Origin of the sequence: Halobacterium noricense, from assembly GCF_021233435.1 — an archaeon.
Classification (GTDB): Archaea; Halobacteriota; Halobacteria; order Halobacteriales; family Halobacteriaceae; genus Halobacterium; species Halobacterium noricense.
In genome coordinates, this window is record NZ_CP089469.1 from 311370 (window position 1) to 329996 (window position 18627).

General features: G+C 58.6%; 29 protein-coding genes. 19 read left to right on the forward strand and 10 right to left on the reverse strand.

Going from position 1 to position 18627, the window contains the following annotated elements:
• Positions 1-16: 16 nt before the first annotated feature.
• Positions 17-667 carry a DUF6735 family protein gene (locus tag LT974_RS17150; RefSeq protein WP_232590473.1) on the forward strand — a complete coding sequence of 217 codons (651 nt, stop codon included), beginning with the start codon at positions 17-19 and terminating at the stop codon, positions 665-667.
• Between the two features lie 38 nt (positions 668-705).
• On the opposite strand, the gene LT974_RS17155 is transcribed toward LT974_RS17150, so the two are convergent.
• Positions 706-1101 (reverse strand): CopG family ribbon-helix-helix protein, encoded by a 396-nt coding sequence (locus LT974_RS17155; RefSeq protein ID WP_232590474.1) that lies wholly within the window; start codon positions 1099-1101, stop codon positions 706-708.
• 108 nt (positions 1102-1209) lie between these two features.
• Here LT974_RS17155 and LT974_RS17160 point away from each other — a divergent pair, with 108 nt between their 5' ends.
• The 4 genes from LT974_RS17160 (at position 1210) to LT974_RS17175 (ending at position 3556) form a co-directional block, all read left to right on the forward strand.
• Positions 1210-2037, forward strand: coding sequence for a hypothetical protein (locus LT974_RS17160; protein WP_232590475.1), 828 nt, complete (start codon positions 1210-1212; stop codon positions 2035-2037).
• A gap of 129 nt (positions 2038-2166) precedes the next feature.
• Positions 2167-2589 (forward strand): hypothetical protein, encoded by a 423-nt coding sequence (locus tag LT974_RS17165; protein WP_232590476.1) that lies wholly within the window; start codon positions 2167-2169, stop codon positions 2587-2589.
• 106 nt (positions 2590-2695) lie between these two features.
• On the forward strand, positions 2696-3187 hold the full coding sequence (locus tag LT974_RS17170; RefSeq protein ID WP_232590732.1) for a hypothetical protein: 492 nt from the start codon (positions 2696-2698) through the stop codon (positions 3185-3187).
• A 3-nt stretch (positions 3188-3190) separates the two neighbouring features.
• The gene (locus tag LT974_RS17175) at positions 3191-3556 is read left to right on the forward strand and encodes a DUF7568 family protein (protein ID WP_232590477.1); all 366 of its coding nucleotides are present in this window, start codon (positions 3191-3193) and stop codon (positions 3554-3556) included.
• 23 nt (positions 3557-3579) lie between these two features.
• Here LT974_RS17175 and LT974_RS17800 read toward each other — a convergent pair whose 3' ends face one another.
• Positions 3580-3702, reverse strand: coding sequence for a hypothetical protein (locus LT974_RS17800; protein ID WP_255246173.1), 123 nt, complete (start codon positions 3700-3702; stop codon positions 3580-3582).
• Between the two features lie 230 nt (positions 3703-3932).
• On the opposite strand from LT974_RS17800, the gene LT974_RS17180 reads away from it, so the two are divergent.
• The 8 genes from LT974_RS17180 (at position 3933) to LT974_RS17215 (ending at position 7001) form a co-directional block, all read left to right on the forward strand.
• The gene (locus LT974_RS17180) at positions 3933-4328 is read left to right on the forward strand and encodes a DUF7567 family protein (RefSeq protein WP_232590479.1); all 396 of its coding nucleotides are present in this window, start codon (positions 3933-3935) and stop codon (positions 4326-4328) included.
• Positions 4329-4407: 79 nt separating this feature from the next.
• Positions 4408-4809, forward strand: a complete 402-nt coding sequence (locus LT974_RS17185; protein WP_232590481.1) for a DUF6166 domain-containing protein — start codon at positions 4408-4410, stop codon at positions 4807-4809.
• 20 nt (positions 4810-4829) lie between these two features.
• A complete protein-coding gene (locus LT974_RS17190; RefSeq protein WP_232590482.1) occupies positions 4830-5108 on the forward strand; it encodes a DUF7389 domain-containing protein in 279 nt (92 codons plus the stop codon).
• Between the two features lie 49 nt (positions 5109-5157).
• Positions 5158-5379, forward strand: coding sequence for a hypothetical protein (locus tag LT974_RS17195; RefSeq protein ID WP_232590483.1), 222 nt, complete (start codon positions 5158-5160; stop codon positions 5377-5379).
• Between the two features lie 55 nt (positions 5380-5434).
• A complete protein-coding gene (locus LT974_RS17200) occupies positions 5435-5734 on the forward strand; it encodes a hypothetical protein (RefSeq protein WP_232590484.1) in 300 nt (99 codons plus the stop codon).
• A gap of 130 nt (positions 5735-5864) precedes the next feature.
• Positions 5865-6230 (forward strand): DUF7568 family protein, encoded by a 366-nt coding sequence (locus LT974_RS17205; protein WP_232590485.1) that lies wholly within the window; start codon positions 5865-5867, stop codon positions 6228-6230.
• Between the two features lie 97 nt (positions 6231-6327).
• Positions 6328-6591 (forward strand): AbrB/MazE/SpoVT family DNA-binding domain-containing protein, encoded by a 264-nt coding sequence (locus LT974_RS17210; protein ID WP_232590486.1) that lies wholly within the window; start codon positions 6328-6330, stop codon positions 6589-6591.
• On the forward strand, positions 6588-7001 hold the full coding sequence (locus LT974_RS17215; protein ID WP_232590487.1) for a putative toxin-antitoxin system toxin component, PIN family: 414 nt from the start codon (positions 6588-6590) through the stop codon (positions 6999-7001). Before LT974_RS17210 ends, LT974_RS17215 begins: the two co-directional genes overlap by 4 nt.
• A gap of 136 nt (positions 7002-7137) precedes the next feature.
• Here the strand turns inward: LT974_RS17215 and LT974_RS17220 are convergent, their stop codons facing one another.
• The 3 genes from LT974_RS17220 to LT974_RS17230 are packed head-to-tail and all read right to left on the reverse strand — an operon-like array spanning position 7138 to position 9157.
• Entirely contained in the window at positions 7138-7584 is a 447-nt protein-coding gene (locus LT974_RS17220; protein ID WP_232590488.1) for a low molecular weight phosphatase family protein, read from the reverse strand.
• A 15-nt stretch (positions 7585-7599) separates the two neighbouring features.
• Positions 7600-8766 carry an ACR3 family arsenite efflux transporter gene (gene arsB, locus LT974_RS17225; RefSeq protein WP_232590489.1) on the reverse strand — a complete coding sequence of 389 codons (1167 nt, stop codon included), beginning with the start codon at positions 8764-8766 and terminating at the stop codon, positions 7600-7602.
• Entirely contained in the window at positions 8759-9157 is a 399-nt protein-coding gene (locus tag LT974_RS17230) for an ArsR/SmtB family transcription factor (protein ID WP_135536529.1), read from the reverse strand. Before LT974_RS17230 ends, arsB begins: the two co-directional genes overlap by 8 nt.
• Positions 9158-9300: 143 nt before the next feature.
• Between LT974_RS17230 and LT974_RS17235 the strand changes: the two genes are divergently transcribed.
• Complete coding sequence (locus LT974_RS17235) at positions 9301-9723, forward strand: RidA family protein (RefSeq protein WP_135536527.1); 423 nt, start codon at positions 9301-9303, stop codon at positions 9721-9723.
• 137 nt (positions 9724-9860) lie between these two features.
• Here the strand turns inward: LT974_RS17235 and LT974_RS17240 are convergent, their stop codons facing one another.
• Positions 9861-10820, reverse strand: coding sequence for a permease (locus LT974_RS17240; RefSeq protein WP_135536525.1), 960 nt, complete (start codon positions 10818-10820; stop codon positions 9861-9863).
• 1 nt (position 10821) lies between these two features.
• Complete coding sequence (locus LT974_RS17245) at positions 10822-11205, reverse strand: ArsR/SmtB family transcription factor (RefSeq protein ID WP_135536523.1); 384 nt, start codon at positions 11203-11205, stop codon at positions 10822-10824.
• A 395-nt stretch (positions 11206-11600) separates the two neighbouring features.
• Here LT974_RS17245 and LT974_RS17995 point away from each other — a divergent pair, with 395 nt between their 5' ends.
• Complete coding sequence (locus tag LT974_RS17995) at positions 11601-12323, forward strand: type 1 glutamine amidotransferase domain-containing protein (RefSeq protein ID WP_135536520.1); 723 nt, start codon at positions 11601-11603, stop codon at positions 12321-12323.
• A gap of 97 nt (positions 12324-12420) precedes the next feature.
• Here LT974_RS17995 and LT974_RS17255 read toward each other — a convergent pair whose 3' ends face one another.
• Together LT974_RS17255 and LT974_RS17260 are read right to left on the reverse strand one after the other, a co-directional pair.
• Positions 12421-12726 carry a putative quinol monooxygenase gene (locus LT974_RS17255; protein ID WP_004054295.1) on the reverse strand — a complete coding sequence of 102 codons (306 nt, stop codon included), beginning with the start codon at positions 12724-12726 and terminating at the stop codon, positions 12421-12423.
• A 115-nt stretch (positions 12727-12841) separates the two neighbouring features.
• A complete protein-coding gene (locus tag LT974_RS17260; protein WP_232590491.1) occupies positions 12842-14167 on the reverse strand; it encodes a hypothetical protein in 1326 nt (441 codons plus the stop codon).
• Positions 14168-14379: 212 nt separating this feature from the next.
• Here LT974_RS17260 and LT974_RS17265 point away from each other — a divergent pair, with 212 nt between their 5' ends.
• The 4 genes from LT974_RS17265 to LT974_RS17280 all read left to right on the forward strand — a co-directional run bounded on the left by LT974_RS17265 (position 14380) and on the right by LT974_RS17280 (position 16800).
• Positions 14380-14727 carry a hypothetical protein gene (locus LT974_RS17265; RefSeq protein ID WP_232590493.1) on the forward strand — a complete coding sequence of 116 codons (348 nt, stop codon included), beginning with the start codon at positions 14380-14382 and terminating at the stop codon, positions 14725-14727.
• A gap of 87 nt (positions 14728-14814) precedes the next feature.
• On the forward strand, positions 14815-15741 hold the full coding sequence (locus LT974_RS17270) for a M78 family metallopeptidase domain-containing protein (RefSeq protein ID WP_232590495.1): 927 nt from the start codon (positions 14815-14817) through the stop codon (positions 15739-15741).
• A 132-nt stretch (positions 15742-15873) separates the two neighbouring features.
• A complete protein-coding gene (locus LT974_RS17275) occupies positions 15874-16413 on the forward strand; it encodes a hypothetical protein (protein ID WP_232590497.1) in 540 nt (179 codons plus the stop codon).
• Between the two features lie 63 nt (positions 16414-16476).
• Positions 16477-16800, forward strand: coding sequence for a hypothetical protein (locus tag LT974_RS17280; protein ID WP_232590499.1), 324 nt, complete (start codon positions 16477-16479; stop codon positions 16798-16800).
• Positions 16801-16935: 135 nt separating this feature from the next.
• Here LT974_RS17280 and LT974_RS17285 read toward each other — a convergent pair whose 3' ends face one another.
• Entirely contained in the window at positions 16936-18330 is a 1395-nt protein-coding gene (locus tag LT974_RS17285) for a Cdc6/Cdc18 family protein (protein WP_232590501.1), read from the reverse strand.
• Positions 18331-18627: the final 297 nt, after the last annotated feature.

The following is an 18627-nucleotide window of genomic DNA, read 5'->3' on the forward strand; positions in this document are numbered from 1 at the left end:
GTGAGGTGATTGCTCCATGGGACACCGCGCACTCGTTGCGTACGAACGCACAGACGGACAGTACACGCTCCACTACAGCCACTGGGGCGCAGCGGACCTCAAGCTCAAGCACCGAATCTCGGCTGAGTCGCCGTTCGGTGGCGACGACACCGACTCCAAGTGGGCGAAACAGCTGCTGGCTGAACTGGCCGATGGCCTCGAGGCAGATGCGGTCGACGGCTACCTCGCCGGCGAGGATCGACCGTCGACGGTCGTCGAGCCGAAGCCCCGCGCCACCGGGCTCACCCTCGACGAGATCGTCGCGGACCATCTCGACTACCTCCACCACGAGGCGTTCTTCGTGGTGTCGACGACGTTCGAGGTGACCGCCTATCGGACGCTGTGGTTCGGGCTCCAGTACGACTCTGAGACGGTCGAACAGGGAGAGACGGTCGGGAACGGCGCGCTCGCGACGGTGCGCTGGTACGACGGCGAGCCGGTCGGCGACGGCCACCTGCAGGGCCAGTTCGCAGCCCTCAAAGACGTCGTCGGCGACATGCTCGACAAGGGCGTCTTCACGCCGTCGACGGCGAGACAGTACCTGAAACGGAAGCTCGCTGAGCGGGTCGGGGACCGACAGGAGCTGCTCATTCCGACCGGCGAGTCGCAGGCAATCCAAGCGGACTGAGTTGACGGTGTACCACGGTGAGAGAAGCTGGCCGGCCGCTACGCCTCCTCATCTCGAATGACCATCACCTTCACACGCCGAACGCCGTCGAAATCCCGGAGTCGGTAGGTGAGGCCACGAACCCGCTCAGCTGACCCGCGGCAGAAGAGCGACTCAAGACACCACTCCCCTTGGTGCGTGTGACTCGTGTTGAGAATCACGTCTTGGTAGTCGTGTTGGACAGCGTGGAGTTCTTGGATAACGTCGTGGTGTCGATAATCAAATCCGACGAGTGCGACTATCTCGCCGGACGTATCCTCGAGCCGAGAGTGGGCTTCGATATATTCGAGCATTGCCTCCCGAACGGCCCGGGAGCGATTCTCGAGACCCTCGTCCTGCCAGACGCGATCGAACTCTGCGACCACCCCGTCTGGGATATTGAAACTCGTTCGCATACATTCTCCCTCGCCACCAGCCCACAATAGTCCCCCGTCCCGTATGACGAATCCCCGGATTCGGTATTAACAACCGTTATTCACCTCGTTAGCCGAATGTCTCCTACGATGTTACACGGTGAAGCGCTCGGGCTCCTGGTCGGGGCAGTTCTCCTCGGTGCAGTCCACGGGATCGAGCCGGGCCACGGCTGGCCCGTGGCCGCATCGTATGCCCTCGATCAGACGAACAAATGGGTCTACGGGTTTGCGGCGAGTTTCATTCTAGGCCTGGGACACCTCATCAGTAGTATAGCGATGGTGGCGGTGTTCTTCTACGCGAAGGGATACTTCAATCTCACACAGGTCAACGAGCCGATTCCAGTCGATCTGTTTTCGACGACGATTTTCATCGGCGGGCCGGTTAGCCTCGTCGCTGGAGTGTTGCTGATCGCCCTCGGAATCCGCGAATACGTCCACGGCCACTCACACGGCACCCACGGTGAGGGTCACGGACACAACCACGACGACGACCACGAACACGACCACCCGCACGGGCACGACCACGATCATTCACACAACCACGGAGAAGATGGCCTTCTCGCCCGAGTGAAGGGCGTTATCCCGTTCGTGGGAGGCCACTCCCATTCACACGACGACGTCGATCAGGCTGCAGAACGTGGGCTCTTCGGCATCGCATGGTTCGCGTTCGTACTTGGGTTCGCCCACGAGGAAGAATTCGAGATCATCGCGCTGTGTGCCGGGTCAAACTACTGTCTCGAACTGATGAGCGCCTACGCAATCACCGTCATCATCGGCATCGTCGGGCTGACGATGCTGCTGATCGCCGGCTATCAGCACTACGAAGAGAAGGTCAAACAGTACACCCCGTATCTGCCGGCGTTCTCTGCGGCCGTGCTCATCATAATGGGACTCGGATTCATCACCGGATTGTTCTGAGCCTGCCCGGCAAGAAGGTCGCTATCCCCCAGGCGGACATTCAGTCTTCCCCCTCGACACCTGGCGATTACTGACGACCCTGTTTTTCCGGGGCACGAAGGGGTGAGCCCCACATAGGCTCGTGGTTTGATGACCAAAGACTCAGCTGAGGATCCATTCAACGACTGCGAATTAGACCCCGAGGCGATTCTCGGGACACGCACCTTCCACGATGTCCTGTTCACCGACGATACCGAGACGCCGGTAAACGTGCTCACCGGCGAGACGCCCGCACATTCGCACGCGACCGTCAAGGAAGCGAAAGCGTTCGCTGCGAGTATCGACACGGACACACCACAAATCGCGCTCCCGGCCTCTGTCGAGACGCAGATCGAAACCCAGAGCAAGCCCTACACCTCAGCTGCGTTCTTCCACTTCAAGGCGACGGGGTCACCCGAACGACACCGTGCCTACCACGCCGCGTACGACTCGGATGCGTTCACCGTCGACTTCGAGGCCGACTACGCGTCGGGCGATCTAACCATTACAGTCGACCGAGCGAACGAGTCCTAAGAATCGACCGCTAGATCGGGTTTTTCGAGCGCCGGCAATGGGTGCCGGCGCAGCAGGAGTGAGCGAGCAATCATTCCCGGTGCGTCGGCGCTTCGAGGTGTTCGAGATGCACATGGTGATTTACGCTCTGGTAGAAGAATCGACCCACGACGACGCACTGGCCACCGGAAAGACGGTGTTCGACCGCCTGGTCGGCGCGGACCCACATGCCAGCGCCGTCTTCGACTACCACGTGACGTTCGACGAGGAGGACACGTCCGTTGCGGGGAAGGCACGATGGGGTGAACTCCCGACGGCAGCCCCTGTCGACTCTGACGACGGCGAAGACCTGCTCGAGCGTGGCTGGGAGGCGACGAAGGAGGAATTCGAGCGTAATCTCGACCGGGTGAAAGAGGCCATCGACGAACTCTCCGACGAGGAGATCATGCGCGACGAGGACCTCGCCCGGCACGCCTTCCACAAGGTCGGTGCGTACGACGGCCCGACGATCTTCCTGTACACCGAACACGGAACCGGCATTCGCCACCGTGGCCAACTGGACCGACTCCTCGAGGAGAGTGAAGAGCTCTGGATCGTGCCCGCCGACGTCCATTTCTAAAGAATGTCCCGGATCACAAATTGGAAGCGCGAGAGTCGCACACCCACACTCGCATACCGGAATACCGAGACCGGCGCTCGGGCGGTCTTACACCGAGCCCCGGGCTCGTACCGGTACAAGTGGCGTGGCGCAATCCTCGTCGACGGCTACCCGGTGTGGTCGCGGGGGTACGAGACAAAAGACGCGAAATCGTTCAGGAACGTTCTCCGCGACCAACCTGCTCCCGAGATGAGTTGTCGGGAGTGTCTGAACGGCGACGTGGTCGTCGGTGATAAATCGGCTGACGGTGCGAAGGTCCAGCGCTGGTTCGAGTGTCGGAACTGTGGGTACGAAGCGGCCTCAAGGATTGTGTACGGCGCCGAACGTTGAGAGACATACCCACCCTTACCGTGTTAGAAATCGGTCTCAAATTCGTCTTCGTCAGGCAGCATCTCAAGTGCCTCCTCAGCAGAAACAGCTTCAGGAGACCCATTACCGTCTTCGTCTCCGGCTTCTCCGGCCGTGGGAGCGGACATACAAAACCAGATGCAGTATAGTCTGATAAACCTTTACCGGCAGTACAGCACCAATCAACATCCCTGACGACGAAATTCCTGAAAAGTGCGTGCACTCACTCAGACCAACGCCCAGTACAACACGGTCGTGATAGTTAGCAATTGAGAGTCGGATCTATTTTCAGCGGCATCGGTGGCGTTTATTTCTGGGCCGGAATGAGTGGCCCGTCTCAAGCGGGCCAGATCCACAGATGAGTCTGGAAGTTATCGACCGCCACAGCGAAGCACTGTTCGAGTTCCTCTGGTGCCCCGTCTGTGGGCACGAGATATTCAGTCACATTCCGTTCGAAGGGGTGTTCTGCAAGCACTGCAACACACAGGTCGAACTCCAAGAATCCCGAGAGACACGCGGCTACGAGGAGGCCGTCCTCGCCTGCTTCGATACAAGCACGACCTGGAACCTCCACGTCGACGAGAAACTGCGCCGCGACCTGCCTGATGGGTCGGCGCGCGTGAAGATCCTCGGCGCACCGGGCGCCTACAAGGTCGACTGGTGGAGTCCAGACCCGGGTGAGGACTGGCAGCCGGTCGAACGTGGTGAGTTCGACGACGTCGATGAACCTGCAGACGTATCCCATCTTGCGTAGGGAAAATCAGTCCCTGTGGTTGTTTTTCACCCCCTGAGGGGTGCGGGGGTGCTCGAACGAGCAGCTCCCGAACAGACCGATGAGTAGAACTAGCGACACACATTCGATCGAACAGTCACGCCCACCGAACGACTGCGACATCGCCTACGTCGGGTATCGGCAGAGCGGGCAGGCTATCGTCGAGAAACGTCCCGGCCAAGAACGGCTCACACCAGAGCGGAGTCTCGCGCTGGTGAATCACAGTCCCTCGGGATTCGAATGGGGATATGGTGGTAGTGGTCCGGCACAACTCGCGCTCGCACTCCTCCTCGACTACACGGGAGACGAGGCGTTCGCCCTCGACCACTACCAGGAGTTCAAAACCGAGGTCGTGAGCCAGCTGGACTGTGCTGGGTCTGCTGGACGCTGGCGACTCACGGGACCCGAGATCGACGCAGTCCTTCACGAAACACCCGGTGAGCCGGTCGCACCGTCCATCTGAACTAATCACCGAGAGTAACCATGTCAGAACACACCCCACCATCTCGTGTAGATGACGAATCGACCGAAGCCAGTGAACAGCCGACACGAACGGAGTACGTCGAACGCAGTGACGTCGGCGTCTCCCTCACCGTGAAGCTTACTCGCGGGACTGGCACCCGTGATCAGGACAAGATTACGGCCAAAGTGAAGGGCAAGACCCTCGAAGACGCTCGCGAAGACATGGAAACCCTCCGCGAGTATATCCACGACCTCGCTGAGGATACTCGCCAGATCCAACCCGAGGAAGAAGACGGGTAACGGCGAGGGCTGTTTTTTGTCGCCTCAGCAGTGGCGGAGGCGATTATCAGTGAGCAATCCTGACGGTCAATCAACTGACGTAAGCGAGCTTTCACCAGAACAACGGCTCGAACCCCCGAATACGCGACTTCTCAACGCTGGTATCGTGACGATCAACGATATGGAGACGTTGCGAGCCTGCGTCGCCTACGAGAACGCGAATCAGCAACGAATCCCGATTCTTCGCCGGCTCGAACACCGGGCCAACAAGATTCGCGCTGAGGAGGAGTGAGACGACGGTCGTGGGCAGTTTTTCGGAGCCTCCAGTGGGTGGAGGCTCGATTCACATGAACCATCGACCAGAAATCGAAATTCAACAGCAGACCGCGTTCGGAGACGATGGCCAGCTCGAAGTGACTGAGACGAGCGTCGAAACCTCGCTCGAGGACTTCGGTGCGGACGTGGATCACCGCGAACGCGACTCGCGGCTTGATCGGCCAGAAGCGAGTGAGTTCGGCGTCGACGACCGTCCAGAGGTAGAACGATCATCCGAGGGTGATCAGTCGAACCTCTTCGCCGATACTGCCGAGGATCAGCAGACCCTTGCCGGCGATGACGCGGCCGATCGCTGTCTCTTCGTGGAGTAACCAACAGCCAGTTCGTTCGACTGTCCATGTTGGTTAATCGTTGGTGAGAAGTGCGCTATCAACTCGCGAGACCAGTCAATACCCGAATCAAGCGACTGCGAGCCTCCCGAACGCGGGGGCATCAGTACCCATGCCACGAATCACAAATTGGACGAGAGAGAGCCGTACCCCGAAGCTAGCGTATCGAAATACAGAGACCAACGCGCACGCGGTGCTTCACCGAGCGCCGGACTCGTACATCCACAAGTGGCGTGCCGCGATTCTCGTCGACAACTACCCGGTGTGGTCGCGCGGATTCGCGACGAAGGAAGCGAAATCGTTTCGCGACGAACTCCGAAAGCGCCCCAGGCCTGAACTACCCTGTCCAGAGTGTCCGAACGACGACGTCGTCGTCGGCCAGAAGAGTGCCGACGGCGCGAAGGTAGAACGGTGGTTCGAGTGTCGAGACTGCGGCTACGAAAGCCGCTCAGCAATTATCTACGACGCCGAGCGCTGATTCTCAACTGTTAGAGGAAACGACGGAGCATTCAATGGAATCAAATTGATCGGTGGGTTCAAGTCGCTGCGTAAGGAATTCTTACGTAGAACTGCCAATGAGTACTGACGACCCTGAAGTCACGACGGTTACCTCGAAGGGACAGATCACGATCCCGAGTCGGCTTCGCGAACAGTTCGGCCTCGAAAAGGGCACGAAGCTGATGGTCGTCCCGACAGACTACGGTCTGGTCTTGAAGAAACTCGAACTCCCCTCAGTCGAAGAGTTCCAACAGCGGGTCGAGGAGCGATCGGAAGAGGTCGATCTCTCCATGGATGAAGTCACCCAGTTGGTCCACGACGCGCGGAGCGCCGATGAATGAGAGCTGTTCTCGATACGAACGTCCTTATTTCGAGCGTCATCTCAACGGGTGTCCCCCACGACGTGGTCGTCAAGGGGTTCACTAGCGAGTACGAGATTATCGTGTCCGTCGCGACGCTGACTGAGTTTCGAGACACGCTGTTGAAATACCCGGAGAAGTTCCACATGGACGAAGAAGACGTCCAGCAGGAGGTCGAAACAATCCGGTATTACGCGGAGTTCGTCGACCCAGACGAGGACATCACAGCGGTTGACGATGATCCCGATGACGACAAATTTCTTGAGGCCGCCGTAGCGGGTCACGTGGACTATCTCGTCTCTGGCGATCGGCATCTGCTCGATATCGACTCCTTCCAAGGGATCGACATTGTCGACCCGAGAACGTTCTACGAACGACTCACCGCCCAATAGTCAGCGTGTACTGCTGTCGGAGACCTACGCCGCCGGAGAGCAATCGCGTAATCCACGTGCTCTGATACAGCGGGGGTGAAATACTGGTGTTGACCACTCTATAGCCGAACCCACCGAAACTCGGTATATTACCGTCTTATGTAGCGTCGCTGAATTCGTCAAACAGTGCGCTGACGCGCTGTTCGATCTCATCGCGAATCTCGCGCACTCGCTCCATGTCTTCTCCATCGGGATCGTCGAGCGCCCAATCGCGCACCTCGACGTCACTCCCGACCTCTCCAACATCAAGGGTCGAGCACCCCATCGTCGCGACGTACTCACACGATTGGAGGTCGTCAATCGGGATTTCGCGCGGCGTTCGATCGGAGAGGTCGAACCCCACCTCGTCCATCACCTCGATTACTTCCTCGTGGACGTGGTCGGCCGGATGCGTCCCGCCAGTCAGAATCTCGACGCGGTCGTCGAGACCACGGCGGTCGCGTTCTCGCTCTGCGAACGCCGTGGACATCTGGGAACGGCCAGCGTTCTGAACGCACATGAAGGCGATTCGAATCGGTTCAGCCGGATCAGTATTCGTGGACATTGGCTTGTGTGGTGATTAGTCGTCGTTCGTGGTCGGTTCAGGAGCGGATGGGCCGGAACTTCCAGTCTCGGAGTCAGCCCAGTCGAATTTCCGCTGGAAATAGAGCGCGACGTTGACCAGCGCGAGCAGTACTGGAACCTCAATGAGCGGGCCGATGACGGTCGCGAAGGCAACACCGGAGCCGACGCCGAACACCGCGACGGCGACCGCGATTGCCAGCTCGAAATTGTTCGAGGCCGCCGTGAACCCGATTGCGGTCGTCGTCGAGTAGTCTGCACCGATGCCCCGGCCCATGCCGAAGCTCACGAAGAACATCACCACGAAGTAGATCGTCAGCGGCACCGCAATCAACAGGACGTTTGCGGGCGCGGCGATGATGTTCTCGCCCTGCGTGGCGAACATCACGATGATGGTGAACAGCAGCGCGACAAGCGTCAGGGGGTCGATCTTCGGTACGAACACCTCGTCGTACCACTCCTCGCCCTTGGTCCGTGTCCCGACATAGCGGGTGAGAAAGCCTGCGGCGAAGGGAATCCCGAGGAAGACGACGATTGCCTCGAACACTTGCATCGGCGTGATGTCGAAAGTGGTAATCCCGGCGACGAGTGTCTCCATGCCCAGTAGTGGGGGCAGGAACAGCGCGAAGAACCAGACGTACACCCCATAGGTGATGATCTGGAACAGGCTGTTGAACGCGACCAACCCGGTTACGTATTCGGTCGAACCCTCGGCGAGTTCGTTCCAGACGAGCACCATCGCGATACATCGAGCCATCCCGATGAAGATGAGTCCAAGGAAGAATTCGGGGCGAGCCGGCAGGCCGGGAACGAGCCCGCTGAAGAAGACGACTGCGAGCGTGAACATCAGCGTCGGGCCGATGAGCCAGTTCTGGATGAGACTCAGCCCGAGCACCCGCCAATTGCTGAATACGGTCGTGAGCTGTGAGTAGTCCGCCTTCGCCAGCGGTGGGTACATCATCACAACGAGGCCGATTCCCACGAGGTGGAGATTCTGAATCGGTTGGGTTACCGACGGCGCGACATAGCCGAGTCCGACGCCAATGGCCATCGCGCCGAAGATCCAGACGGTGAGGTACTTGTCGAGGAAGTCCATCGACCGCGGGTCGCCACAGCTCTCACAGTCGCAGTTCGGTCCGTGCTCGTGGGCGTCGACGTTACTCATCGCTCACGCTCCCTTCGAGGACGGTGACGAGGGCGACTGCGCGGTTGGTCGCCCGGTACTTCTTCCAGCGGCCATCCTTCCGCCCGTCGACGAGGCCCGCGTCGACCAGCGCCGAGAGAGCATGGCTGAGCCCGCTCTCACTCACGTCGACGACCGCGTGCAACTCACAGACACAGAGTTCCTCCTGGGCCGCGACGAGAACACGGACGAGCGTATAGCGGGTCTCGTTGGCGAGTGCCGAGAGGACATCGAGTTCGGCGTTTACCTGCGCTGCCCCAAGTGCTACTTCGAGCGTGCCGAGTTCGTCGAGCCGACGTTCGACGTCCTCGCTGCGACACTCCCCGAGTTCGTCGTCGAGATAGCGTCGTAATCGATCTGTGGCTTGTGCCATTAGCACCTAGTTGAGAGACGACTCAATTAGTGGTTTCGATTACGAGCGAGCAGACCCGAACGAAGAGCGCCAGATAACCATATTTGGGCGTTTGATTGAACACCGGTCGAACTAAGTTAGTTGAACAACGAGACAACTAACACATGGCGAGCGAATCAACCACCCGGACCCGTGTCGTCTCGCGTGCAAGTGGCACCACTCGCAAACAACGCGACGGAACCGATTTTACGGGCGCATTCGGCCAGCGAACCGGTGATTCGGATCTCCTCTTCGTCGAGGGGCAGCTCCCGGAACGGGATGGAACGGTGGCAGGCGATGACTCTGCGTCGAGGCAGCTGGAACTTTGCCTGGAGAACCTCGAATCCGTCCTCGCCCAGCATGGGCGGACCGTTGAGAACGTCCTTCAGGTTACGCTCTACCTCGCGGATATGGACGCGTACGAGCAGGTGAACGAGACGTACGAGCAGTACTTCGAGGAGACGTATCCCGCGCGGACAACGGTCGGCGTCTGTGAACTCCTGGGCGGTGCCGCAGTCACCGTTGACGCAGTCGTCGCCGTCGAATAACGACAACAGACGGCTGCGAATACCATACGAGACTGTTTCTACCAATGAAGAGTGTCGTCAGGGTAACGATATCGACGACGTCACGGTGTTGTTCGAGGGCGAAAGAACGCCTGAGTACTGCATTTGAAAGCGGGGATTCAGACGATGAAGACGTTGAATACGACACCAACGACGATCCCAATCGTGACGACGGTACCAGCGTAGACGAACAACAGCCGGCGCTCGAAGAGCTTATTCAGCAGAATCAGGTTCGGGATGCTCACGCCCGCGCCACCGACGACGAACGCGAGGACGGTCCCAATAGCAATCCCCTGTTCGCTCAGGGACGCCGCAATGGGAAGCATCCCGCTGAGGCTGATATAGACCGGTGCACCGGCCACCGCCGCCAGCGGCACGGCCAGCGGATTCTCCGAACCAAGGACGGTGTGGAGAACGTCGACGGGAACGACACCGTGAATCAGTGCCCCGAGCGTCATCCCGAGAATCAGGTACGGGAGCGTATCGACGAAGAACAACCACGCTTCACGTGCGGCCGTCTCGACGTGCTGTCTGTGCGTCTGGTTCGCCGTAACTGGACTACCTGCACAGCAGTCAGCCGTCCCACCGTCCGTTGCGACGGCCTGATTCGTCTCTTCGACGACACGGACATCTTTGACGTGCTCGGCCAATCCGAGCCGTCCGATGACGATGCCACCGATGACAGCGGCAACGAACGTGATGAGGACGTAGTAGATAGTGACTTCAATTCCGAAGAGGCCGATAAGCAGGAGAATAGCGATCTCGTTGACGAGCGGCGATGCGAGCAGGAACGAAAACGCCAGCCCGAGCGGTGCCCCTGCCTGCAGTAATCCGGCGAGGACGGGAACCGTCGAACACGAGCAGAACGGCGTGACAGCTCCTAATCCAGCGGCAGCGACGTTGCCGGTTCCCTCATCGTGGCCGCGGAGCTTGCGCTCGACTTTCTCCGGTGGGAGGTACTCTTGGGCGAGGCCCACGAGGAACGATGCCCCGATGAATAGCGGGACGAGAATGACGGCGAGGTGGAGGAAGTAGTCCCAGGAATCGAGCAGCGCCTCGCCAAGACCTGGTGGAAGCATCTCAGGCGTCCTCCTGGATTGCGTGGGCGAGGTCGAGTAGTTCGAAGACCGCGGTATCGGCGATACGGTAGTAGCTCCACTTCCCCTTCTTGCGCGATTTCACCAGGCCTGCCTCTTTCAACTTCCGGAGATGCGTGGCGACCGTTGATTGCGGGGCATCGAGGACGACCTGTAATTCACAGCCACAGCACTCCGAGTCGCGCAGCGCCTCGAGAACGCGGAGCCGATCTTCATTGCCGAGGGCCTTGAAGACAGCCTCCTGACCGGCGACATCGTGGTCAGATGGCCGAACATCCTGCAAGGCGGCAATCCGGGCTGCTGGATCATCGTACAGCCGTTCAAGTGCATCCTGGGCATCCTCCGGCGGTGACTCTGTTTCAGACATATTGGAATTGTACGGTTTGGTTTATTCGCAGCAGGGTTCCGACTCGGACGCTGCGGAGTCAGATTGGGCTTCTTCGATAGTGGGCCCGCAGCAATCCGCCTCATCATCCTGATCGTACCGGTCAACGAGCCGATTCCAGATGCGACCGAGGGTACTCTGAGCCATCGTCATCATATTGTATTTCCTCGATTCGTCTTAAAGATTGGGACTCACTCCCCGAGCGGGGGTCCGACGAACACGCAAGTCTGTCGTGACGGTCGAAAGGGTGTTGGTTGAATTAACCAACAAGAGACCGTTTCACTACTAGCGTTGGTTAACACTAGGTGCGACTGGTGGTTTTTGAGCGCCCGAGAGGGGCGCGGGCGCGACCGAACGTGCCCCCAGAGGTGACCAGAATGGACGATGTAGACCAGACGACAGCGTATCGGCTGACGATCACCGTTAACGGCGTCGATGAGGAAATGCGCCATGCACTCCTGGACGATCTTCGCGTAGCAGTCCGTGACCGACTCGGGGAGCGCCACGGCGTCGAAGTGGACCAGGACGACATCACCGTCGCGACGGGCTATCGGTATGTACAGGTTCCGGCAGAGTGTCCGCTCTGCAGCGAGCGTCTCGATCTCCTGAGTGTCCATCTGAACAACGAGAACGGCGCGTACGCAAGCGCGATGTGTTCCAGCGACCACTGCGAGTGGAGCGGCGACGCCGTCTATCGCATCATCGACCTCGACCCAGGTGACACGTTCGAGGTGGAGAAAACCTTCCCCGAGGTCTCCCCCGACGATTACGATGCGCTCGTCGTTCCGGGTGGCTCCGTCGGAGCGGACCAACTCCGCGCGGACGGCGACGCAGTGGATTTCGTCAGGGAGTTCATCGAGGCAGAAAAGCCCGCAGGAGTCATCTGCCACGGCCCGTGGACGCTGGTCGAGGCCGACGTGGTCGAGGGTCGGACGCTGACTTCCTTCCCCAGTTTACAGACCGACATCCGCAACGCGGGCGGCGAGTGGGTCAACGAGGAAGTCGTCGTCGACGAGGGACTGGTGACCAGCCGCAAGCCCGACGACATCCCCGCCTTCTGTGATAAAATCATCGAGGAGTTCGAGGAAGGTCGCCACTAACGGCGCGGTAGCGCGAAAGGGTCCATCGCCACGTCCGGCGTTCGTGAACGAGATGTGAGATTCGTCTTTGCTGCTTCTGTCTGTCCAATTTCAGATGTTAGGGGAGTTTGGCCTCCAGTACGTCGACTTCTTCTATCTCCGGCGGTTCTGCGAACAGCTCGTCCGCGTTTTCCTCCAAGGCAGCAGCGATTTCGCCCGAGAGATGCGCTTCCCGACCGGATTCATCCGGAAAGGTGTCGAAGATGCCGAACGTCGAATCGTCCATGCGGAGCGCGAACCACGTGGTGGTGTCCGGTTCTTCCTCGGCCATCGGCAGTGCCGAACGGAGGAATTCCTCGACATCGGATTCTTTGCCGGACTGTGCTTGGAGTCGAACGAGGAGGGCGACGTTTGCGTCGGTCATACCCAGTCCGTAGGTATGTGCGCAACTCACATAACTATTTATGCTAGACGCTCAGGTGCTGAGGAGTACTCGGGTGAAACGCAGAGCCTTACCCGCTGCTTCCTCCTTCCGATTCTTACGCCGCCTGAGTTACGTGATCTTCTTTCCGGGGCGGTAGCGGCTGTGTCGAGGACTCACCCAACACCTGCTCAAAGCTAAATGAGCCGTGGCGGTGAGCGAAGCTCTCCGCCGGCTCGCCGTTTGTGAACGTCGACATCGATTCACGCAGCGCCAACAACGATGTACGCGCGCGTGCCGCATGGCACCGCGCGTACGGGACTCCAAGGCCGTATTTCAGCCGCCAGTTCCCCCCTTCGATTGCATTCGTACTCACTGGCCCATTGAACTCTTCTTCGTCCTCGTCCCAGAACGATGGGTGCTCCTCACGGAGTGTCGCCACTATCTCCTCGTACGCAGTCTCGTACTCGTCTTCGAGATACTCCCGCAACTCCTCTAACTCGCCCGCCTCGTGCAGTTCGGACACGCGCTCGTCGCTGCGAGCGCGTGTCCGGAGCTTGTGGACGAGACACTTCACCCGATCCGGCAAGATGTCGTTGTAGCAGTCGTTGTCGTCGGTGAGCCAATAATCCACACCCAAGAGCGGGAAGACGAGCGCGAGCGCCAGCGCTCGCGCGAAGGCGGTGTTCCGACACTGGAGTCCGGCGAAACAACCCAGCTGAGTCAGATAGGAACATCCGACAGTGAACCCTTCCGGCCACTTCTTCGGGTTTTCTCCCTCCTGTTTCCGGCGCATATTTTCCTCGTAGAGGTCTTTCTTTGCGCCCTTCTTCGCCGGATAGGTCTCGTCGGCGACCCCGACGAGACCGTCGATGTCCTCGGCAGCGAGTTCGTCGGCGAACTCGGTTTTGAGTTCGTCAACGGTGCTGTCACCGAACAACAGCGAGAGGAAGTTCATCGAGAGGATGCAGCCGGCAATCGTGACGCTGTGCTGCTCGGCGACTTCGTCGCCGAACAGCTCGGCATAGCGTTGGATCGTATCGCGGTCAACCTGGAGACCGTACTGATTCTGAAGAATCCGTTCGCACGCGTGGAACGGATTCTTCGCCGCATGGAACAGGCAGAGATCAACGACTGGTTTGGCGTATTCACAGTCCTCGTAGAACAGCTCCCCGATATCGCCATCGTAGGAATGTCTGCACTCGGAGCACTGATACCGCTGAATCTCGACAGTGATCTCGTCGAAGCCATCCTCGGTGATGAGGATGGCGAAGAGCCGATCCGTTCGGTAGCCGTTCTTCCAGACCGTGGTTTCACCGCACTTCGGACAGGGCCGCGGGTCTCCGACCCGCTGGCCCTGAAACCCGCGAAACCAACTCTGAAACGCATGAATTAGACCGAGTGGTACGAGGCTGTTCAGCGTCTTTTCTTCGGTTTCGTGCATGAGTAGTGGCCAGTAAGAGAGGGTGGTATTTCACTCCCGTTGCAGACACCACCCCAAGAGGGGCACGAGCGTATTCTATGACAGGGTGCGACGGAGTCACTCCGTAACCCTGAGCGGATTCTTCCTGCCGGTGTGACGCCGTCGTCCAGTTTTTCGAGCCCCCGAAGAGGGCGAAGGCTCGATAACGAGTCTTCAGACTGAGGTGAATTCCCGTGAGTCAACAACAACGTGTGAACGACGTCTCGATCGATGCGATTCCAGTCGATATCACGAACACACAATCCGGCGAGGTCGAGCCCGCCGAGGTACCCGAGGAGATCCGGTCAATCACTCGTGGACTCGCCGGCGATCAGCCACCGACGAATCCCCTCGTCGTCTTGAAAGCGGCTCGCTGGTGGTACATCCACGGGAAGGGCGGGACTGATCCCGCGTTCCAGTGGGCCACCGAGTGGGCGCGACACCTCGCGACCGACACGCCCAGCGACGTGGAGCAGTTCGATGAGTTCCTCGAGTACCTCGTCGCGGTCGGCTTCGCTGACGAGAAAGCAGTCCTGCGGTGACCGCCGCCGCGAGTTTTTTGTGCGCCCCAAGGGGTGCGGCGCGTCCTGAACTGACGCAATCGCCGTGAACTCGATTCGGTGAATATTATGGCTACGACCAGTGACTCGTCGGTCTCGTTCGAGGAGACCGACGCCCGACACGACGAGATGCACAGTACCATCGAAGACTGGATCGACGACCTCGTTGCAGACGTCGAGGACGCGCAGTCCAGCTCAGAGTTCCAGGAGTGGCTTGATGTTCAATCCCGGTTCCACGACTATTCGCACCGGAATACACTCCTCATCAATCTCCAGTGCCCTGACGCGACGAAGGTCGCGGGGTACAACACCTGGCGGAATGAGTTCGACCGGCACGTCCAGGAGGGCGAGCAGGCGATCTGGATCTGGGCCCCGATCATCACCACGCAATGTCCTGAGTGCGAAAATTCGCCCAGCTACCACGAGCAAAGCGGCTGTGAGTACGACGAGACGGCGCCGGACGAGTGGTCGAAAGGGCTTGTCGGGTTCAAACCAACGGCTGTCTTCGACGTGTCCCAGACCGAGGGTGAGCCGCTTCCCGAGTTGGAGACAGAGGCGACTGGCGATGCCGACGACCTCGTGCCCGCACTCGAGGATGCAGCCGCTGATATCGGCGTGACGGTCCGTATCGTCGACGCTGTCGACTGGGAGCATGGCGACGCCAAGGGCGTCTGCAAATACCGGAGTAAGCGTGATCTCCAACCAGTCGTCGAGGCGAAAGCCCGTACGAATCAGGCTGATCTCGCCGTGACACTCATCCACGAGTACGCTCACGCGCTCCTCCACGCAGACGTCACCGACGAGACCGAGCGGGCGAAACGCGAGGTTGAGGCCGAGGCAGTCGCCTACATCGTCGGGCGGTATTTCGAACTGGATACGAGCGGGTCCGCGTTCTACCTGGCCGCGTGGCAGGACGACGACGCAGACGCAGTTCAAGAACGGCTTGGTCGAATCGGATCGACTGCGAAGGAACTCATCGAAACCGTCGATGGGTAACGAGTCTGTGTCTCTCCGGCAGACGAAGTAGCGGAGGTATCCGCGCTGGCGCGTTTCAGGAGTTGTTTTTTCCGCCGACGAAGAGTGACGGCGTGACCGAGTTCGTCACGCCGGACAGACCCAGACCAATCCATGTCCGGACGAAATGAGACAAGCGAGACTGAAGAGATGGATCGAGACGAACACGAACGAGATGGATTAGCCGCCGATGGCGGCGTTGTTGCTGCCACCTCCACGACCACGACTCCCGGAGGAGATTTGCAGCAGCCGTCGGTTAGCGATGAAGACCACCAGGAAGACAGCGAACCCCGTACCGAGCGCGCTCGAACTGAGGAGATAGACGTCTCATTGCTCAGGAAAGGTGGTGTGTACGAGGTGCAGTCGGCGTCGGGGAACACCTACGAGGTCGACGTCGCGAGCAAGACGTGTACGTGTCCAGACTTCACGAAGCGCCGGCCGAGCGGTGGCTGTAAGCATCTACGGCGGGTCGACATCGAGATTCGGAGCGGAACCGCCCCACGTCCTGATGGACGGCTTCCGGCGACTGGAGACGTGACGGAGCAGCTTTCGGAGCGGATTCTCGAACTAGAGCAGGAAATCGACGAACGAGAAGCCCGGCGGAGGGAACTCGAAGCAACAGTAGCGGTTCTCGAAGAGCTCTCGATTCGATAAATACCCAGGTTAACCAACAGCACTAAGATTCCAGTGCCAGTGTTGGTTAACACGCCGTGATCCATGTCTTTCTCGCCACCATCCCCACCGCAAGAAATCCCCGACGACGTCGTGGAGATGCTCAATGAGCAATCATCGGAGGTGCTCCAGCATATCGCCCAGTACGCCGAGGGGCTCGCCGAACATCGCGAACGCGAAGCCCGACTAGCCGAACAGGACGAGGAAGAACAGATCGAGGAGCGACCGGAGGATCTTCCGGACGACGTCCCCTCGAAGGCTACAATCACGATCAAGGAGATCAACGACAACCGCTACTACTACTGGCAGTGGCGGGAAGGCGAGAAGGTGCGCTCGCAGTACAAAGGACCGGTCAGTCCAGACGATTAGCTAACTTGGTTCTCTCGAGAACAACCCCCCTAATTCGAAGTGAGCTTGTTCACTTCTCAGAAGATTTGACACCCCTGATTCGGAATGAGCTTCAGCAGAAGGGTTCTAGGTAGAATGAACCCTCATGATGCTTAATCAAATCTCGTAGGTGCCGTTGTGAAGTTCTGAAAGCCGTTCATCACTCTCTACAACTGCCTTCATCACTACATCTTTGTCCTTGATAAGCTGGTGTTCCAGGTAGACACCCTGTTTGTGTCCGCCACCGACCTGATGTGACTCAGAAATCCCCATTAGCGCGAGCGTGCTGAGAATTTGGCTCACTCGATCATATGAGAGAGGATCAGCACCGACGTCGCCACAGGTCGTCTCGTATTGACTGTAGATACCAGAGGTGCGGAAGCGGCGATTATTCGAGCCAGTCAAGCGACCGAGAGTGTAGAGAACGAGTTTAGACTGGGGTGAGGTGCTCTCGATCGTCTCCTTGACTCGATTAACCTCTGCACGCTTGACCGCTTTGTCGACATGTTCTGGACTAACGACCTCTGCATCGGCGTCGTCAGCGATATCGCCAGCAATCCGCAATACATCGACTGCCTTCCTTGCATCACCGTGTTCATCCGCCGACCGGTCGGCAGTCTCGGTTATGACGCCGTCTTGAACGACACCATCATGGAACGCGTCTCGTCGATACTCCAGGATCTGCTCGATCTGATCGCTTTGGTATGGTTCAAAGACGAAGTCTGTTGTCCGCATCGAACTCTGAACGCGTGCGTTGAGTTTTTGTCCAAAATCGATGTCGTTGCTGATAGCAATGATTCCGATATAGGCGTCGGTGTGACCAGCTTCTCGAGCCCGCGAGAGTTCATGGAGGAGCCCCTCAGCGTTATCAACCATGTCGATTTCGTCAAGGATGACAATGAGCCCATCGTAGTACTCGTCAATGATTTCGTAGGCGTAATCGTAGTACTCGGCGGAACCTAAACCGATACGAGGGATATCTATATCAGAACCAGATTTGTCGCTTAGCGCACGAGCGATTGTTCGGGCCACTCGTGTTTCGGTATTATTCTTCTTGCACTCAACGTAGACGCTAGCAGCGGGAACGTTACGTGCCGTGGCAGTATCAACGAGACGGTCGGACACGTGACGGCTGACAAGTGATTTTCCAGTTCCGGTTTCGCCATAAATGACTACATGGTTTGGTTGTGATTCGTGAATGAGGTGTCGGATTTCTCCAGCAACCGATTGGATTTCCGTGTCACGACCGACGATGCGATCAGGGCCAGGAACTGTTCCAATTGAGAGTAAATCTCGATCTGCCCAGATGTGAGTTGAAGAACCGTCTTCATCACCTTCCCGAACGAACAACGGGTCATTTGCCGGATCGTTCGAGTCTTGTCGTTGGATTTCCTCCGAGGACGACGAGATTCCAGAAGCAGAACTGCCCTCTCTGTTTGTATCGAAATCATCCAGCTGCTGGTCCGTGATAGACGAGTCACCGCCACCATCTGGTTCCTCGTTGTCTGTCATAGATTCATCCTGGAAAGGAACCTACTTAGTCGTTACCCCCCTAGTTCGGAATGAGATTCGTTGGATATCGGCGCTAAACAGCGGAAAATCGATAGGTGACACCGCCATACCCGATGATACCCGATTCAGAGTGAGCTGTCGTTCAAATCTGCGTCTTCTGATGACCTCACCCTCCTGATTCGGAGTGAGCTATTTCCTAGAACGAGAGGATTGTCAGCAGCTCAAATGATCAGCGGGGTTCAGATAACCCCCCTCGTTCGGAATGAGGTAGTACGAGTTGGTCCATCAGCCAAGAAT

Bases quoted from the DNA above. Each gene is read 5' to 3' on its own strand.
- LT974_RS17180 (WP_232590479.1), top strand. From the start codon at position 3,933: ATGAGTCTGGAAGTTATCGACCGCCACAGCGAAGCACTGTTCGAGTTC.
- LT974_RS17210 (WP_232590486.1), top strand. From the start codon at position 6,328: ATGAGTACTGACGACCCTGAAGTCACGACGGTTACCTCGAAGGGACAG.
- LT974_RS17245 (WP_135536523.1), bottom strand. From the start codon at position 11,205: ATGTCTGAAACAGAGTCACCGCCGGAGGATGCCCAGGATGCACTTGAA.
- LT974_RS17215 (WP_232590487.1), top strand. From the start codon at position 6,588: ATGAGAGCTGTTCTCGATACGAACGTCCTTATTTCGAGCGTCATCTCA.
- LT974_RS17150 (WP_232590473.1), top strand. From the start codon at position 17: ATGGGACACCGCGCACTCGTTGCGTACGAACGCACAGACGGACAGTAC.
- LT974_RS17995 (WP_135536520.1), top strand. From the start codon at position 11,601: ATGGACGATGTAGACCAGACGACAGCGTATCGGCTGACGATCACCGTT.
- LT974_RS17255 (WP_004054295.1), bottom strand. From the start codon at position 12,726: ATGACCGACGCAAACGTCGCCCTCCTCGTTCGACTCCAAGCACAGTCC.
- LT974_RS17240 (WP_135536525.1), bottom strand. From the start codon at position 10,820: ATGCTTCCACCAGGTCTTGGCGAGGCGCTGCTCGATTCCTGGGACTAC.
- LT974_RS17200 (WP_232590484.1), top strand. From the start codon at position 5,435: ATGAACCATCGACCAGAAATCGAAATTCAACAGCAGACCGCGTTCGGA.
- LT974_RS17175 (WP_232590477.1), top strand. From the start codon at position 3,191: ATGTCCCGGATCACAAATTGGAAGCGCGAGAGTCGCACACCCACACTC.
- LT974_RS17165 (WP_232590476.1), top strand. From the start codon at position 2,167: ATGACCAAAGACTCAGCTGAGGATCCATTCAACGACTGCGAATTAGAC.
- LT974_RS17160 (WP_232590475.1), top strand. From the start codon at position 1,210: ATGTTACACGGTGAAGCGCTCGGGCTCCTGGTCGGGGCAGTTCTCCTC.
- LT974_RS17800 (WP_255246173.1), bottom strand. From the start codon at position 3,702: ATGTCCGCTCCCACGGCCGGAGAAGCCGGAGACGAAGACGGTAATGGG.
- LT974_RS17185 (WP_232590481.1), top strand. From the start codon at position 4,408: ATGAGTAGAACTAGCGACACACATTCGATCGAACAGTCACGCCCACCG.
- LT974_RS17205 (WP_232590485.1), top strand. From the start codon at position 5,865: ATGCCACGAATCACAAATTGGACGAGAGAGAGCCGTACCCCGAAGCTA.
- LT974_RS17170 (WP_232590732.1), top strand. From the start codon at position 2,696: ATGCACATGGTGATTTACGCTCTGGTAGAAGAATCGACCCACGACGAC.
- LT974_RS17230 (WP_135536529.1), bottom strand. From the start codon at position 9,157: ATGGCACAAGCCACAGATCGATTACGACGCTATCTCGACGACGAACTC.
- LT974_RS17280 (WP_232590499.1), top strand. From the start codon at position 16,477: ATGTCTTTCTCGCCACCATCCCCACCGCAAGAAATCCCCGACGACGTC.
- LT974_RS17190 (WP_232590482.1), top strand. From the start codon at position 4,830: ATGTCAGAACACACCCCACCATCTCGTGTAGATGACGAATCGACCGAA.
- LT974_RS17235 (WP_135536527.1), top strand. From the start codon at position 9,301: ATGGCGAGCGAATCAACCACCCGGACCCGTGTCGTCTCGCGTGCAAGT.
- LT974_RS17285 (WP_232590501.1), bottom strand. From the start codon at position 18,330: ATGACAGACAACGAGGAACCAGATGGTGGCGGTGACTCGTCTATCACG.
- LT974_RS17155 (WP_232590474.1), bottom strand. From the start codon at position 1,101: ATGCGAACGAGTTTCAATATCCCAGACGGGGTGGTCGCAGAGTTCGAT.
- arsB (WP_232590489.1), bottom strand. From the start codon at position 8,766: ATGAGTAACGTCGACGCCCACGAGCACGGACCGAACTGCGACTGTGAG.
- LT974_RS17275 (WP_232590497.1), top strand. From the start codon at position 15,874: ATGTCCGGACGAAATGAGACAAGCGAGACTGAAGAGATGGATCGAGAC.
- LT974_RS17260 (WP_232590491.1), bottom strand. From the start codon at position 14,167: ATGCACGAAACCGAAGAAAAGACGCTGAACAGCCTCGTACCACTCGGT.
- LT974_RS17220 (WP_232590488.1), bottom strand. From the start codon at position 7,584: ATGTCCACGAATACTGATCCGGCTGAACCGATTCGAATCGCCTTCATG.
- LT974_RS17270 (WP_232590495.1), top strand. From the start codon at position 14,815: ATGGCTACGACCAGTGACTCGTCGGTCTCGTTCGAGGAGACCGACGCC.